Origin of the sequence: Microbispora sp. ATCC PTA-5024, from assembly GCF_000511135.2 — a bacterium.
GTDB lineage: Bacteria > Actinomycetota > Actinomycetes > Streptosporangiales > Streptosporangiaceae > Microbispora > Microbispora corallina.
The window spans coordinates 408,500-423,905 of the sequence record NZ_KI866525.1; the positions used below are offsets into that span (position 1 = coordinate 408,500).

15 protein-coding genes are annotated in these 15,406 nt (G+C 74.3%); 11 read left to right on the forward strand and 4 right to left on the reverse strand.

Translation table 11 applies throughout. The features are described 5' to 3' along the window. The 6 genes from MPTA5024_RS43865 to MPTA5024_RS27870 form a co-directional block, all read left to right on the forward strand. Window positions 1-629: acetyl-CoA carboxylase biotin carboxyl carrier protein subunit (locus MPTA5024_RS43865; RefSeq protein ID WP_036330012.1), on the forward strand; the 629-nt coding region annotated here is incomplete at its 5' end. Further along, window positions 629-1,519, forward strand: a complete 891-nt coding sequence (locus tag MPTA5024_RS27850; RefSeq protein WP_084370064.1) for an enoyl-CoA hydratase-related protein — start codon at window positions 629-631, stop codon at window positions 1,517-1,519. The genes MPTA5024_RS43865 and MPTA5024_RS27850, both read left to right, overlap by 1 nt. Next, entirely contained in the window at window positions 1,516-3,246 is a 1,731-nt protein-coding gene (locus MPTA5024_RS27855; protein WP_036330014.1) for an acyclic terpene utilization AtuA family protein, read from the forward strand. The genes MPTA5024_RS27850 and MPTA5024_RS27855 overlap by 4 nt, the downstream gene beginning before the upstream one ends. A gap of 68 nt (window positions 3,247-3,314) precedes the next feature. Beyond that, window positions 3,315-3,542, forward strand: a complete 228-nt coding sequence (locus MPTA5024_RS27860) for a hypothetical protein (protein ID WP_036330017.1) — start codon at window positions 3,315-3,317, stop codon at window positions 3,540-3,542. 67 nt (window positions 3,543-3,609) lie between these two features. Next, window positions 3,610-4,461: a helix-turn-helix domain-containing protein gene (locus MPTA5024_RS27865; RefSeq protein WP_036330021.1), complete on the forward strand. Its 852-nt coding sequence runs from the start codon at window positions 3,610-3,612 to the stop codon at window positions 4,459-4,461. Between the two features lie 59 nt (window positions 4,462-4,520). After that, the gene (locus tag MPTA5024_RS27870) at window positions 4,521-4,787 is read left to right on the forward strand and encodes a hypothetical protein (protein WP_232326668.1); all 267 of its coding nucleotides are present in this window, start codon (window positions 4,521-4,523) and stop codon (window positions 4,785-4,787) included. 14 nt (window positions 4,788-4,801) lie between these two features. On the opposite strand, the gene MPTA5024_RS27875 is transcribed toward MPTA5024_RS27870, so the two are convergent. Continuing rightward, on the reverse strand, window positions 4,802-5,218 hold the full coding sequence (locus MPTA5024_RS27875) for a ferritin-like domain-containing protein (RefSeq protein WP_036330024.1): 417 nt from the start codon (window positions 5,216-5,218) through the stop codon (window positions 4,802-4,804). A 107-nt stretch (window positions 5,219-5,325) separates the two neighbouring features. Continuing rightward, complete coding sequence (locus tag MPTA5024_RS27880) at window positions 5,326-6,867, reverse strand: phytoene desaturase family protein (protein WP_036330025.1); 1,542 nt, start codon at window positions 6,865-6,867, stop codon at window positions 5,326-5,328. Between the two features lie 226 nt (window positions 6,868-7,093). Between MPTA5024_RS27880 and MPTA5024_RS27885 the strand changes: the two genes are divergently transcribed. From MPTA5024_RS27885 to MPTA5024_RS27895, 3 genes are read left to right on the forward strand one after another with little or no spacing between them, the layout of a single operon-like run. Further along, window positions 7,094-7,999 (forward strand): pseudouridine-5'-phosphate glycosidase, encoded by a 906-nt coding sequence (locus tag MPTA5024_RS27885; protein WP_036330028.1) that lies wholly within the window; start codon window positions 7,094-7,096, stop codon window positions 7,997-7,999. A gap of 2 nt (window positions 8,000-8,001) precedes the next feature. Then, a complete protein-coding gene (locus MPTA5024_RS27890; RefSeq protein ID WP_036330031.1) occupies window positions 8,002-8,943 on the forward strand; it encodes a carbohydrate kinase family protein in 942 nt (313 codons plus the stop codon). 4 nt (window positions 8,944-8,947) lie between these two features. Further along, a complete protein-coding gene (locus tag MPTA5024_RS27895) occupies window positions 8,948-10,825 on the forward strand; it encodes a hypothetical protein (RefSeq protein ID WP_157099763.1) in 1,878 nt (625 codons plus the stop codon). 10 nt (window positions 10,826-10,835) lie between these two features. Here the strand turns inward: MPTA5024_RS27895 and MPTA5024_RS27900 are convergent, their stop codons facing one another. Together MPTA5024_RS27900 and MPTA5024_RS27905 are read right to left on the reverse strand one after the other, a co-directional pair. Further along, complete coding sequence (locus tag MPTA5024_RS27900) at window positions 10,836-11,270, reverse strand: GNAT family N-acetyltransferase (protein WP_036330033.1); 435 nt, start codon at window positions 11,268-11,270, stop codon at window positions 10,836-10,838. 163 nt (window positions 11,271-11,433) lie between these two features. Next, complete coding sequence (locus MPTA5024_RS27905) at window positions 11,434-12,846, reverse strand: cation:dicarboxylate symporter family transporter (protein WP_036330034.1); 1,413 nt, start codon at window positions 12,844-12,846, stop codon at window positions 11,434-11,436. Between the two features lie 197 nt (window positions 12,847-13,043). Between MPTA5024_RS27905 and MPTA5024_RS27910 the strand changes: the two genes are divergently transcribed. Beyond that, window positions 13,044-14,687, forward strand: a complete 1,644-nt coding sequence (locus tag MPTA5024_RS27910) for a sensor histidine kinase (RefSeq protein WP_051458763.1) — start codon at window positions 13,044-13,046, stop codon at window positions 14,685-14,687. After that, window positions 14,684-15,355 carry a response regulator gene (locus MPTA5024_RS27915; protein ID WP_036330036.1) on the forward strand — a complete coding sequence of 224 codons (672 nt, stop codon included), beginning with the start codon at window positions 14,684-14,686 and terminating at the stop codon, window positions 15,353-15,355. Before MPTA5024_RS27910 ends, MPTA5024_RS27915 begins: the two co-directional genes overlap by 4 nt. Window positions 15,356-15,406: the final 51 nt, after the last annotated feature.

The window sequence follows — 15,406 nt, forward strand, 5'->3', positions numbered from 1 at the left end:
AGATCGATCTCCTGCGGTACCGAACCTGCGTGCTCAAGAGCCAGGACATCGCGGCGAGCGAGCTGGTGGCGATTATCAGAGTCGTGGGATCGGGCTACCTCCCCATGGGCGGCCTGCCCGTCGGCTGGCGCAACGTTCCCTCCCAGCCGCAGCGCGCCCTGTTCGCGACCGAGGCCGGGGAACGGCTGGAGATCGCCTACCGCTTCACCAGGGACGGCCTGCGGGCCGAGGGCTTCGACGGCGTCGCGCTGGTGTCGGCGGCCCCGGACGCGGTGGTGCTGGAGGAGGAGGGCGTGCGGCACACGTTCGAGGTGGCCGCCTACCCGGGCGTGGTCCACGTCGACTCCTCGCTCGGGCCGGTGCGGCTCACGCCGGTCGACCGGCTGCCCGAGCCCGTCGAGCAGGTCGCGCCGGGGTCGTTGCTGGCCCCCATGCCGGGTACGGTCCTGCGTGTCGAGGTGGCGCCCGGCGACACCGTGACGGCCGGGCAGCCCGTGGTCGTGCTGGAGGCCATGAAGATGGAGCATCGGATCGTGTCGAACGCCTCCGGGGCCGTGTCCGCCCTGAACGTCGCCCCCGGCCGCCAGGTCGAGGCCGGCGCCGTCCTCGCCGTGATCGAGGAGGGCTGATGGCCGGCGACGGCGAGGTCCTGGTCCGGCGCGCCGAGAAGGACGGCGTGGCCACCGTCACGCTCGACTCGCCGCGCAACCGCAACGCCCTGTCGGCCCGGCTGCTCGGGCAGCTCGACGAGGCCCTCACGTGGGCGCTCGCCGAGCCGGCCGTACGGGTGATCGTGCTGACCGGGACCGGGCCGGTGTTCTGCGCGGGCGCCGACCTCAAGGAGCAGCGCGGCGGCGCCGCCCCGGTCACCGCGTCGTTCCCCGACATCATGAGCCTCATCTGGGAGAGCCCGAAGCCGGTCGTGTGCCGCCTGAACGGCACGGCCCGGGCGGGCGGCCTCGGCCTGGTCGCCGCGTGCGACTTCGCCGTCGCCCCCGACACCGCGTCGTTCGCGTTCAGCGAGGTGCGGCTCGGCGTGGCGCCCGCGATGATCGCCGTCACCTGCCTGCGCAGGCTCGACCCCCGGGCCGCCGCCGAGTACTTCCTCACCGGCGAGGTGTTCTCCGCGGCACGCGCCGCGGAGATCGGGCTGCTCACGAAGGCGGTCCCCGGGGAGGACCTCGACGCCGCGGTGGCCCACTACACGGACATGCTGCTGCGCGGCGGCCCCGAGGCGCTGGCGATCACCAAGAGGCTCGTCCGCGAGGTGCCGCTCATGCCGGTGGACGAGGGGTTCCGGGCGATGGCGGCGCTGTCGGCCGAGCGGTTCACCTCGGCGGAGGGGCAGGAGGGCATCCGGGCGTTCATGGAGAAGCGGCCGGCCGCCTGGATCCCCGGCGCCGCCGACGCCCCCCGTGCGAGTTCCGGCGGCGGCTCACGCGCTGGCTCGGGCAGTGGCTCGGGCAGTGGCTCAGGCAGTGGCTCAGGCGGGCCCGGCGACGGTTCCGGCTCGCGGTGAGCGGGTCCCCCGGCGGCCCGCTCCGGGTGGCCAACTGCAGCGGCTTCTACGGCGACCGCCTGTCAGCGGCCCGTGAGATGGTCGAGGGCGGCCCGATCGACGTGCTGACCGGCGACTGGCTGGCCGAGCTGACCATGCTGATCCTCGCGGGGAACCGGCTCAAGGGCCGGCCCGGATACGCCCGGACGTTCCTGACGCAGATGGAGCAGGTGCTGGGCGCCTGCCTCGACCGGGGGATCAAGGTCGTCGCGAACGCCGGCGGGCTCGACCCGGCGGGCTGCGCGCGGGCCGTGGAGGACCTCGCCGGCCGGCTGGGCCTGCGGGCGTCCGTCGCCGCCGTCACCGGCGACGACCTGATGCCGTTCACCGGGCGGCACATGGACACCGGCGAGCCCCTCCCGGCCGATCCGCTCACCGCCAACGCCTACCTCGGCGGACGGCCGATCGCCGTGGCCCTCGAACACGGCGCCGACGTCGTGGTCACCGGCCGGGTCACCGACGCCGCGCTCGTCACCGGGCCGGGCATGTGGCGGTTCGGGTGGCGGCCCGAGGACCTGGACGCCCTCGCCGGCTCGGTCGTCGCCGGGCACGTCATCGAGTGCGGCTGCCAGGCGACCGGCGGCAACTACGCGTTCTTCCGGGACGTCCCCGACCTCGCCCACTGCGGCTTCCCCATCGCGGAGTTGCACGCGGACGGGTCGAGCGTGATCACCAAGCATCCCGGCACCGGCGGCCTGGTCTCGGTCGGCACGGTCACGGCCCAGCTCCTCTACGAGATCGGGTCGCCCCGCTATCCCGGGCCGGACGTCGTGGCCCGGTTCGACACGATCCGGCTGGAGCAGGAGGGCCCCGACCGCGTACGGATCTCCGGGGTGCGCGGCGAGCCGCCGCCGGCGACGCTGAAGGTCGCCGTCAACCACCTGGGCGGCCACCGCAACACGATGACGCTGTTCGTCACCGGCCTGGACGTCGAGGCGAAGGCCCGGCTGGCCGAGGAGGCGATCTGGGCCCGCGTGCCGAAGGAGTCGTTCGAACAGGTCCACGTCGAGCTCACCCCGCTGACCGCCGGAACCGCTCCGGGCGGCGCGGCGGCGGGCACGGCGCTGCTGCGGATCACCGTGATGGACCCCGACCCGCGCAAGGCGGGCCGCGCGTTCTCCTCGGCCGTGGTCGAGACCGGGCTCGCGAGCTACCCCGGCTTCCACGCCCTCACGCCGCCCGGCGACGCCTCGCCGTACGGGGTCTACCGGCCCTCGCTCGTGGACGCGGCGGACGTGCTGCCCGTCGTCACGCTCGGGGACCTGCGGATCGAGGTGCCCCACACCCCGCCCGCCGGGACCGCCACCGGGATCGCCGAGCCGGCCGCGCCGCCGGCCCTCCCGGCTCCCGAACCCGGATCTCGCCCGGGGGCGCGCCGGCCGCTGGGCGAGATCGCCGGCGCCCGGTCGGGCGACAAGGGCGGCGACGCCAACCTCGGCGTGTGGGTCGGCACTGGCGAGCGGTACGCCTGGCTGGCCGCCTTCCTCACGGCCGACCGGCTGCGCGCGCTGCTGCCGGAGATAGGCGACCTGCCCATCGAGCGGTACGAGCTGCCGGGCCTCCGGGCCCTCAACTTCGTCGTACGGGGACTGCTGGGCCTGGGGGTGGCCGCCAGCCCGCTCCTCGACGCCCAGGCGAAGGCCCTCGGGGAACGGCTCCGGGCGGTCCCCGTGCCCCTGCCGGACTGACGACCCCTAGGATTGCGCGCAATTGCTCATTGAGCGCGCAATAGTCGTTCAAAGGGGGAGAAAGAGCCATGCGACTGCGGTTTCTCGGCTCCACATCGGAGGCGGGGGCCTGCCCCTCCCTCTACGCCACCGACCGCGGCACCATCGTCGTCCAGGGCCTGGAACTGGCCGACGCCGAGGCCCGCGGCGACCTGCTGCACGTGCTGGACGGCGAGACGGCCGTCGAGGTGCCGCGCGAGCTCCTGACCGAGATCGCCCGCCGTGTCCTGACAGATCAGTTGATAGATCACGATTAGGGACTTCCCTATGGCTCGGGCGGACCGCCCGGGTCTACCTTGGTCCGCACCACGGCCGGAGGTGGGAGTGAGCGGGTTCCAGCAGGCGCGGATCGACCTCGGGGCCCAGCTGCGCCAGTTGCGGGAGAACGCCCGCCTGTCCGGCAAGGACCTGGCAGAACGGCTCCGCTGGCAGCCGTCGAAGGTGTCCAGGATCGAGAACGCCCGCCAGACGGCGACCGAGGACGACGTGGTCGTCTGGGGCCAGGCCGTCCAGGCGGACCCGGACACGATCGACGAGCTCATCCGGCAGGCGGCCGGACTGCTGGAGCGGCAGGACTCCTGGCGGCAGCGGCACAAGAGCGGCCTGGAGGCGCTCCAGGAGGACATCCGCGACCTGGAGTCGCGGACCCGCCTCTTCCGGGTCTTCGAGCCCGGCGTCGTGATCGGCCTGCTGCAGACGGCCGAGTACGCCCGGCACATCTTCAGCAAGGTCCGGCGGCTCTACGAGACGACCGACGACGTGGACGCCGCCATCCGGGTGCGGATGCAGCGGCAGGAGATCCTGTACGACCAGGGCCGCCGGTTCCGGTTCGTCGTCCCGGAGGCCGTGCTGCGGTACCGGCTCGCGCCCCCCGACGTGATGCGCGGCCAGCTCGACCGGCTGATCGCGGTGACCACGCTGCCGAACGTCGAGTTCGGGATCGTGCCCTTCGCCGCGCCGCTGCCGTCGGCCCCCCTCAACTCGTTCTGGATCTACAACGACTCCCTGGTCGGCGTCGCGACCAGGACCCGTGACCTGCTCCTTCGCGACGCGGAGGACGTGGCGTTCTACGCCCAGGCGTTCGAGGAGTACTGCGAGGTGGCGGTCTTCCGCGACGCGGCCCGCGCCCTCATCGTCCGGGCCCTCGACGGCTACGCCGGACAATCGGGCGACTGATCCCGGCAATTGCTTGAAGATCACGCCGGCCGCGTGCAATTCTTTCTCTCCTACGGGAGGTGACGGCGTTGGTCGACACGGTTGCCGGAATCCAGGAGTTCGCCTCCGCCGTCCGCGGGCACATCGATCTGTCCGTCCGGGTCGTCGGCGGGGCGCCCCCACGGGTGCAGGTCCGCAACCGCTTCAGCGACACCCTGTCGGAGACGGTGACCTGTTCGGACGAGGGCGCGTTCGTCACCTCGTGGGGCTACCGGCTGGGGACGGTGGAGAGCGTCCAGGACGCCGCCGCCCGGCTGGCGTACCTCATGGCCGCCCTCCCCGCCTGACTCCCCTCGCGCGCCTACTTCCCCAGCGCGGTCTGCAGATCCATGACGTGGTCCTGGGTCTGCTGCAGCAGCGGGCGCAGCGCCTCGGCCACGTCGTGCAGGCCCAGCGCCTCCGCCTGCTCCACCCGCTCCCGGTAGCGCCGCAGCTGCTCCTGCTCCAGCTCCAGGTCGAGCGCCAGGGCCGCCGCCCCCTCGGTGGCCACCGGCACCTCGGGCACCCGCACGCTGGGCACGCCGCCGAGGAAGTCGATCTGCTCCGCCAGCGTGCTCGCGTGGTTCAGCTCCTGGCCGAGGTGCTGCTTGAGCTCCTCGATGATGGACAGGTACTCGGCGCCCTTGATCGTCGCCGCGTGCTGGACGTACTGGACGATCGAGCGGTACTCGCTCTCCAGGTCCTCGTTGAGGAGCGCGATGAAGGCCTCGCTGTCCATACGTGATCATCCTTTCGTTCACGGAGGCCGTACCCGTACCCGTCCGGTCGCGCTCCGAACGCGATCAGCCCAGCGTGAACCGTATTCGGACTGCGCGAGGAGTCCGGTCAGGACGGCTTCAGCACCGCCATGGCCGCGTTGTGCCCGGGGATGCCGCTGACGCCGCCGCCGCGCCTGGCCCCCGCGCCGCACAGCAGGAGCCGCTCGTACGGCGTCTCCACGCCCCAGGGCCCGTGGTCGCCCGGCTCGGCGTACGGCCAGGACAGGTCGCGGTGGAAGATGTGGCCGCCCGGCAGCCCGGCCTCCCTCTCCAGGTCGACGGGCGTCTTCGCCTCCAGGCACGGCTCGCCGGAGGGGGCGCGCAGCAGGCAGTCCTCGATCGGCTCGGCCAGCACGGCGTCGACCGACGCGAGCGTGCGGCGCACGGCCTCCCGCGCGGCCTCCGCGCCGGTCCGCGGGTCGCGGAAGAGCCGGGCCGGCATGTGCAGCCCGAACAGCGTCATCGTGTAGGCGCCCGCCTCGCGCAGCGACGGCCCGAGGATCGAGGGGTCGGTGAGCGAGTGGCAGTACACCTCGGCCGGCGGCAGGTCCGGGATCCGCCCGGCCGCGGCCTGCGCGTACGCCGCCGCGAGCTGGTCGCGGCCCTCGTTGATGTGGAACGTCCCGCTGAACGCCTCGGCCGGGTCGACCGCGGGGTCCTTCAGGCGCGGCAGCCGGGACAGCACCATGTTGATCTTCAGCTGGGCGCCCTCGGGGACCTCCGGCTCCTCGCCGAGCAGGCGGGCGAGGACGGCGGGCGGCACGTTGGCCAGGACCCGGCCCCCGGTCACCGTGTGCTCGGCGCCGCCGTCGTCCCGGAAGGCCACCTCCCCCGTGCCGGGGTCGATCCCGAGGACCTCGGCGTCCGTGCGGATCTCGGCGCCGCCGCGGCGGGCGGCCTCGGCGAGCTCCGCGGTGACGGCGCCCATGCCGCCGACGGGGACGTTCCAGTCGCCCGTGCCGTCGCCGACCACGTGGTACAGGAAGCACCGGTTGGCCAGCAGGTCCGCCGACGGGTCGGCGAACGTGCCGATCAGCGCGTCGGTGAGCACCACCCCGCGGACGGTGTCGTCGGCGAAGCGCTCGGCCACCGTCTCGCCGACCGGCCGCTCGAACAGGTCGCGCCAGGCCTCGTCGTCCCCCACGACCGCGCGCAGGGCCGTACGGTCGCGCAGCGGTTCGAGCAGGGTCGGCGCGACCCGGCGGGCCACCTCGCCCACCATGCCGTAGAACCGCGTCCAGGCGTCCAGGTCGGCGCGACCGCCGGTGACGGCGGCGAAGGAGGCAGCGGTGCGTCCCTCGTCCGCCGTGTCGACGAGCAGGCCCGTGCCGCCCACGGGCGTGTACGACGAGAACCTCCGGCGGCGCAGGTCCAGGCCGAGCCCGAGCTCCTTGACGATCTTCGTCGGCAGCAGGCTGACCAGGTAGGAGTAGCGCGACAGCCGGGCGTCCACGCCGGGGAAGGCCCGGGCGGAGACGGCGAGGCCGCCGACGTGGCCGAGGCGTTCGAGGACGAGCACGCGCCGTCCGGCCCGGGCAAGGTACGCGGCGGCGACCAGGCCGTTGTGCCCGGCTCCGGCGATGACGGCGTCGTAGTGCGATCGAGGCATGGCGGGTCTCCCCGGTTGACGGGCGCGGGTTCCGGAGGGCGCGGCGGGCGTGAGGCGGCTCGCCGGGCGCGCGGGGGGTGGGATGGGCGGGGGTCGCGCGGGGGACGTCAGAGACCGGTCGGCCAGTGGGGGTCCGGCCGGGGACCCTCAAGCACCTCAAATGGCACCATGCCCGGCACAATATCCCGAAGCGGACATCTTCCGCCAACCCTCGAACAGGAGAGACATGCGCGTATCCGATGAGGTCGCCGAGGCGCTGGCCGCGGGCCGGCCGGTCGTCGCCCTGGAGTCCACCATCATCTCCCACGGGCTGCCGCAGCCCCGCAACCTCCAGGTGGCCCTGGAGCTGGAGGAGATCGTGCGGGAGGCGGGGGCCGTCCCGGCCACGGTGGCCGTCCTCGACGGCGTGCCGCGGGTGGGCCTCGGCAAGGACGGCCTGGAGCGGATCGCCACCGAGCCGGGGCTGCGCAAGCTGGGCTTCCGGGACCTCGCGCCGGCCGCCGCGCTGCGGCTGAGCGGCGCCACGACGGTCTCCGGGACCTCCTTCCTGGCCGCGCGGGCCGGGGTGCGGGTCTTCGCCACCGGAGGGCTCGGCGGCGTCCACCGGGGCTACACCGCCGTCCAGGACGAGTCGGCCGACATCGACACCCTGAGCCGTACGAGGATCACCGTCGTCTGCGCGGGCGTGAAGTCGATCCTCGACGTGCCGGCCACGCTCCAGCGGCTGGAGACCCGGCAGATCACGGTCGTGGGCTACCGGACCGACGAGTTCCCCGGCTTCTACCTCCACAGCTCGGGCGAGCCGGTCGACTGGCGGATCGAGAGCCCCGAGGAGGCGGCGGGCGTCATGCGGGCCCAGGACGCCCTCGGCGGGCTCGACACCGCGCTGATCGTGGCCAACCCCGTGCCCGCCGGCGAGCAGCTCGACCCGGAGCTGCACGACCGCGTGCTCGCCGAGGGCCTGCGGGCCGCCGAGGACCAGGGCGTCGCCGGTCAGGCCATCACCCCGTTCCTGCTGGAGTACCTGGTGAACGCGACCGGCGGCGCCTCGCTGGAGGCGAACCTCGCCGCCGTACGGGGCAACACCCGGCTCGCCGGCGCCATCGCGGCGGCCTGGGTCCGGGAGCGCTAGGCGTGCCCACCGGCCTGCTGGTGATCGGCGACGTCGTCACCGACGTGGTGGCCCTGCACGGGCCGCTGGCCCCCGGGACCGACACCCCCGCCGACATCGTGCTGCGCCCGGGCGGCTCCGGGGCGAACACCGCGTCGTGGGCCGCCCACCTCGGCGCCGACACCCGGTTCCTGGGGCGGGCCGGCTACGACACCGGCGAGTGGCACATCGCGGAACTGGCCGGTGCCGGGGTGCGGCCGCACGTCGCGGTCGACCCCGGCCGTCCCACGGCCATCGTCATCGCCATGGTGGACGCGACCGGCGAGCGGTCCATGCTCACGAACCGGGGCGCGGGCGGCCACATCGGCGTCGGCGACTGGTCGCCCTCCCTCCTCGACGGGGTCGGCCACCTCCACGTCTCGGGCTACACGCTGTTCGCCGAGCCGGGGCTGGAGCTGGCCCGGCTCGCGATGCGCGAGGCCACGGAGCGGGGGGCGACCGTGAGCGTCGACCCGGCGTCGTCCGGGTTCCTGCGCGACTTCGGCCCCGAGCGCTTCCTGCGGGAGACGGCGGCCGCCGGAATCGTGATCCCCAACCGGGAGGAGGCCCTGCTGCTGACGGGCGAGCCCGGGAGCCCCGAGGCCGCGGCCGAGATCCTCGGCGCCCGGTACGGCGCCGCGGCCGTCAAGATCGGCGCCGAGGGGGCGCTGCTGTCCCGGGAGGGCCGTATAGTCGCCAGGGCGGCCCCGCCCGCTACCGTCGTGACGGACTCGACGGGAGCCGGGGACGCCTTCGCCGCCGGATTCCTGACCGGCCTGCTGGCCGGGGTTCCCGACGAGGAGGCGCTGCGGAGGGGGTGCTCGGCGGGGGCGGCGGCGGTCGCGCAGGTGGGCGGCCGGCCGAAATTTGGGAACTTTACCCTATTGACACCAATTGCTGGTTTGCCGCGTAAGCTGCACCATTAGCAACATGCGTCACTCTCGGGAGGGTGCGGTCAAGCCGATGGACGCCGAGTCAACGATCTGCCTGAGCGACCTCGTACCGGCCCTGCGCTGGAGCCGTCCTCAGCAGGTGGCCGAGTTGCTGGCCGATCCGCGCCTGCCCGGCGGCTGGTGGGCGTCGGTCACCCTCCGGCGGGCGGTGGAGGCGACCGGCGTGGACTGGCTCTGCGAGCGGCTGGCCCGGCTCGCCACGGGCCGCTGGGACCACCTGCCCCTCACCGACCTGCTCCCCGCCCTCCAGGTCCACACGCTCGACCCGGCCCTGCCGGGCTGGCCCGAGCCGGTCCGCTCGCTGGTCACCCAGCTCGGCGGGTGGTACCGGCTGCGCCGCCTCACGCCGTGCGACCTGCAGTCCCCCTCCGCCCCGGCCTCGCCGGAGGCTCTGCTGACCACCGTCTTCCGGGAGGTCTTCGGCTACCTGGTCGCCACGGAGGGGGCCTCTTCACCGGCGTACGCCGCCCCGGCCGCGCCGCCCGCCGTCGCGCCCCCGGCTCAGCAGCCTCCGGCGCAGCAGAACCCGATGCAGGCCCCGCCTCAGGCACCGGTTCAGGCGCCGATGCCGGCCCCGTTGCAAAGCCCGGTGCAGGGCCCCGACGGCCGGTCGCCACAGCCCGTGCCCGGCCTGCCGGCGCAGCCGTACCCCGTGCCGGGGCAGCCGGGCGCGCCCGCCGCCGAGCAGACGACGACCGCCGAACGGCCCGCCGTCCCCGCCGCACCGGCCGCGCCCCCCGCTCCCCCCGTCCCCGCCATGCCCTCGCCGACCGAGCACCCGATGGTGGCGGTCGTGGAGGGGCTGTTCCGGGGCTGGGACCCGCTCGCCAGGGCCGTGGCCCGCGAGCGCCTGTTCGCCGCCGAGCCCGTGACCCTGCGGACGCTCGCCCACGACCTGAACGTCGACCGCGAGACCCTGTCCCACGCCCAGCGGGCCGCCGAGGAGCGGGTGCTGCTGTGGCTGCGCTCCCCCGACTCGGCCCCTCTCACCGGGCACCTGTTCGGGCTGACGGAGTGGCTCGGCGCCGCCGCCACCCAGGAGCAGCTCATCGCCGCCGACCCCTCCCACCCGATCGAGGTGCCCGCCCTCGGCACCGCGCTGTGGCGGGTGCTCGTCACGCTCATGCCCGACCGGCGTCTGCAGGACGGCTGGCTCGTCGTCGGCGACCTGGCCGGGCTGCGGGAGAAGACGCGGCAGCTGCTGGCGACCAAGGCGGCCGACGCCGACGTGGTCGAGCTGCTCGGCCAGCTCGGCATCCGGGCCCACTCGGCCAAGGCGTGGCTCGGGTCCATGCCCGACACGACGTCCTCCGCCCCGCACGTGAACGGCGCGCTTCCCCGCCGGCAGGGCCAGTCGGCCGACGGCGCGCCCGGTGCGGCCCCCACGCCGCTGCCCCGCCGTACGCCGGGGGTCAACGGCCACAACAACCACCGGGGCGGCGTCCCGATCCCTTCGCAGGCCAACAACGGCCCCGACGCGGCCACCGCGCTGGCGGCGCTGAACGCGCTCACCGGCGGGGTGCCCCGGCCCCACCTCGTGCCGAACCCGCGGCCGTCGTCCAGCCCCGCCTCCGACCCGCGCCGCTGGCAGCGGATCGACGTCACGAGCGGGCACCTGCGCGGCGAGCCCGTGGCCGTGCCCGAGGGGTACGCCGCCCAGCTCGGCATGCGGCCCGGCACGCTGCTGTCGGTCACCGGGCCGGGCGACAACGCGGTCGTGCTGGTGTGGCGGGACCGGCAGCCGGTCTTCGACTCGCTCCAGCCGGTCCTCATGCGGCTCAACGCCCGGCCGGGCGACTCCGTCTACGTGACGGTGGACGGGTACCGGCTGGACGCCCAGCTCACCTCGGCCTGATCCGGCGCGGCTACCGCAGCATCTTGCGGTAGTAGGTGGCCGACACCTCGTACCCGAGGGCGCCGTAGAACTCGGCGGCCCGCCGGGTGGCCAGCGCGACGTAGCCCGCGTCGCGCGAGCGGGCCCAGGTCTCGAACTCCTCCAGGAGGCGCCGGCCGAGACCGTGCCGGCGGTAGGCGTTCTCGATCATCGCCTCCTCGACCCAGGCCACCCGGCCGTTCGCGAACAGCGTCAGGTGGGTGAAGCCGAGCAGGTAGCCCCGGACCGTCCCGTCGACGGTGGCCACCATCAGGAAGGCGTCCTCGTTCTCCAGCAGGTGCGGCAGCGCCGCGTCGAACGGGGGCCGCTCGGGCCGGAAGGAGACGGCGAACTCGCGGGCGAGCGCGAAGATCTCGTCCGCGTCGGACTTCTCGGCCCTCCTGAGCTGGAGATCGTCAGACGTCATGAAAGGGACTCTAGGATTACAGCGGCATATACGTCCAATCGGCACTCCAGGCCGGGCATTCTGGAGCTCCCGTAGGGGATCCCTACGGGAGCTCCAGGTCAGCGGGCCGGACCGGGGCGGCCGCGTCAGGCCGGTGTCATCCCGGGCGCCCGGCGCCGGCCGGTCACCGGGGGGACAGCACGGGCGCGGGCCGGTCGGCGGGTGGGGGAGCGCCGCCGTCCCTGTCCCCCTCGCCCGGGCCGCCGTCGCCGCCCGCGTCGCCCTCGCCGCCCTCCTCGTCCAGGAGCGTCGCCTCGTCGAACGGGATCCGCCCGGCCAGCACCTCGCCGGCGCGCTCCCGGTCGAAGTCCCGCACCCAGGTGCCGATGACCACCGTGGCGACCGCGTTGCCCGCGAAGTTGGTGAGCGCCCGCGCCTCCGACATGAAGCGGTCGATGCCGACGATGAGGCCGACGCCGTCCACCAGCGCCGGGCGGTGCGACTGCAGGCCCGCCGCGAGCGTCGCCAGGCCGGCGCCGGTGACGCCCGCAGCGCCCTTGGACGCGATGATCATGAAGACGAGCAGCGATACCTGCTCCCCCGCCGACAGCGGCGCGCCCGTCGCCCGCGCGACGAACAGGGTCGCCATGGTCAGGTAGATGGCCGTCCCGTCGAGGTTGAAGGAGTAGCCGGTCGGGACGGTGATGCCGGCGACGGTCCGGCTCACCCCCAGGTGCTCCATCTTGGCGATCAGCCGCGGCAGCGCCGACTCCGACGACGACGTGCCGAGGATCAGCAGGAACTCGCGGCCGAGATAGCGCAGCAGCGACAGCAGCCCGATCCGGGCCACCAGCCACAGCACCGGTCCCAGCACGAGGCCGACGAACACCAGGCAGGTCACGTAGAAGGCGACCATGAGGAGGGCCAGGCTCCGCAGGGCGTCGAAGCCGCCCGCGCCGATCACCGCGGCCATCGCCCCGAAGGCGCCCACGGGCGCGGCCCACATGATGATGGCCAGGACGCGGAAGACGAGGCGCTGCAGGTGGCCGAGCCCGCGCAGGATCGGCGCCGCCCGCTCCCCCATCGACTGCAGGGCGAAGCCCGTGAGCAGCGCCACCAGCAGCGTCTGCAGCACCTGCCCCTCGGTGAACGCGGAGACGAACGTCGTGGGGACGATCCCGAGCAGGAACGACGTGGTGTCGCTCGCGTCGCCCTTGGCCGCCTGGTCCTGGGCGGCCTTGCGCAGCTCGTCGGTGAGCTGGAGCCCGTCGCCGGGGTGCAGCACGTTGCCGACGATCAGGCCGACCACCAGGGCCACGGTGGACATGACCACGAAGTAGCCGATGGCCAGGCCGCCCACCTTGCCGACCTTCGCGGCCTGGGCCACCGACCCGACCCCGAGCACGATCGTGCAGAAGATGATCGGGCTGATCATCATCTTGATGAGCGCCACGAAGGCGGTGCCGAGCGGCTTGAGCGCGACGCCGGCGTCGGGCGCCAGCAGGCCGACCGCGATCCCCAGGAGGACCGCGACGATCACCGCCAGGTACAGGTAATGGGTGCGGTCTCGGCGCGGCCGCGGTGCGACGGTCGTCACGTGACCCTCCTCGTCGTCGTACGGACACGGGGTCCGGGGGCTGTACGGGGACGCGGAGCGAGGCTCCGGTCGAGTGACTATGCGCCGCGGTAGTGACCTGGGTCACTATTACGTACATTTCGTTCACCGCCGTTTTCACCGGCGGCCGCGTGAGCTGTGAACATTGCGACGGCACAGGTGACGAGACCGGGGAGCGCATGAACACCGTGACGACGATGACGGGCCGGGTCGGGCGATGGAGCGTGGCCCGCCAGATGCTCGCGCTCCAGGTCGCCGTCGTGGTCGTCACGGTCGCGGGCGGCACCCTGCTCGGCTTCCTCCACGCGCGCGGCCTGCTCGACGAGGAGGCGCGCAGGACGTCCGTCGCGGTGGCGGTCAGCGTGGCCCGTTCGCCCGCCGTCCTCGACGCCCTCGACGACCCGGACCCGTCCGTGGCGCTGCAGCCGTACGCCGACAGGGTGTGGCGGGAGGCGGGGCTCGACTTCATCACGATCATGAGCAGGGAGGGGATCCGGTACACCCATCCCAATCCCGCGCAGATCGGCGGCCGGTTCCTCGGCACCATCGCCCCCGCGCTGGCCGGCCGGACGTTCACCGAGACCTACACCGGCACACTCGGCCCCTCGGTGCGGGCGGTGACCCCCGTGTGGGACGCGTCGGGCCGGGTGCGCGCGCTGGTGAGCGCCGGGATCATCGTCGAGAGGATCGGCGCGCAGGTGCGCGAGCAGATCGTGCAGGCGATCCTGACCGGCCTGCTGGGCCTGGTCGTGGGCACCGCCGGAGCGTACCTCGTCGGCGCCCGCCTGGGACGCCAGACGCACAACCTGGGCGCCGCCGAGCTGGGCCGCATGTACGACTACCACAGCGCGATCCTGCATGCCGTACGGGAGGGGCTGCTGCTCGTGGACCGGGACGGCCGGCTGACGCTGGCCAACGACGGGGCGCGGGAGCTGCTCGGCCTGCCGCCGGACGTCGAGGGACGGCAGGTGGCGGACCTCGGGCTGCCCGACTCGCTGACCGAGATGCTCGCCTCCGGCGAGGACCGGTCCGACGAGATCCACCTGACCGGGGACCGCGTCCTGGTGGCGAGCTCGGCCGCGGTGCGCTCACGCTCCCGCCCGCTGGGCTCGGTCGTCACGCTGCGGGACCACACCGAGCTGCAGGCGCTCACCGGCCAGCTCGACGCCGAGCGCGGCTTCGCCGAGTCGCTGCGCTCCGCCGCGCACGAGGCGGCCAACCGGCTGCACACCGTCGTCGCGCTCGTCGAGCTTGGCCGCCCCGAGCAGGCCGTGGCGTTCGCGACGGCGGAGCTGAAGGCGGCCCAGCAGCTCACCGACCGCGTGGTGGGGGCCGTGCGGGAGCCGGTGCTCGCCGCCCTGCTGCTCGGCAAGACGGCCGAGGCCGCCGAGCGCGGGGTCGAGCTGTCCCTCAGCCCCGACAGCGAGCTGGACGACGTCGCCCTCGACGGCCGCGACCTGGTGACCATCCTCGGCAACGTGATCGACAACGCGGTCGAGGCCGCGATGAGCGGCCCTCCCCCCGGCCGGGTGAGGGTGCGCCTGCGGGCCGCGGACGGCACCTTCCTGATCCGGGTGTCCGACAGCGGCCCCGGGCTGAGTCCCGAGACGGCCGGGGACGTGTTCCGCCGCGGCTGGACGACCAAGGGCGACGGACGGGGCCTCGGGCTGGCGATGGCCGGTCAGGCGGCCCGCCGGCTGGGCGGCGAAATCGAGGCCGGCCGCGGCGACGGCCCCGGGGAGGGCGCCGTGTTCACCGTACGGCTCCCGCTCCCGGCCCGGGACGGAGACCACGCCTCGCCGGCCGGGGAGGAGGCGCGGTGATCTCGGTGCTGATCGTGGAGGACGAGGAGCTCACGGCCGAGGCGAACCGGCTGTACGTCGAGCGGGTGCCCGGCTTCCGGGTGGCCGGGGTGGCCCGGTCGGGCGGCGAGGCCCTGCGGTTCCTGCGCCGGAGCGCGGCCGACCTGGTGCTGCTCGACCTCTACCTGCCCGACATGCACGGCCTCGACGTGTGCCGCGCGCTGCGGGCCGCGGGCGTGCCGTCCGACGTCATCGCCGTCACCTCCGCCCGCGACCTGGCGGTGGTGCGGTCGGCCGTGTCCGTGGGCGTCGTGCAGTACCTGCTGAAGCCGTTCACGTTCGCGGCGCTCAGCGAGAAGCTGGAGCGGTACGCGGCCTTCCGGTCGTCCATCAGCGGATCCGGCGAGGTCAGCGGCCAGGGCGAGGTGGACAGGGCGCTGTCCGCGCTGCGGGGCACCGCGCGCTCGCCGCTGCCGAAGGGCATGACGGCCGACACCCTGGAGGCGGTGGCGGGCGCGCTGCGCCGGGCGCCGGGAGGCGTGTCGGCCCAGGCGGCGGCCGCGGCCGTCGGCGTCTCGCGGGTCACCGCCAGGCGCTACCTGGAACACCTGGTGGAGTCGGGCGTCGCCCGCCGCGTCCCCCAGTACGGCGGTCCCGGCCGTCCCGAGCTCCTCTACACGATCGCCTGACCGGCGCCGTCCCCGGAGTCCCCGCGCGCCGCCCGGACGCCCGGAAGGGGC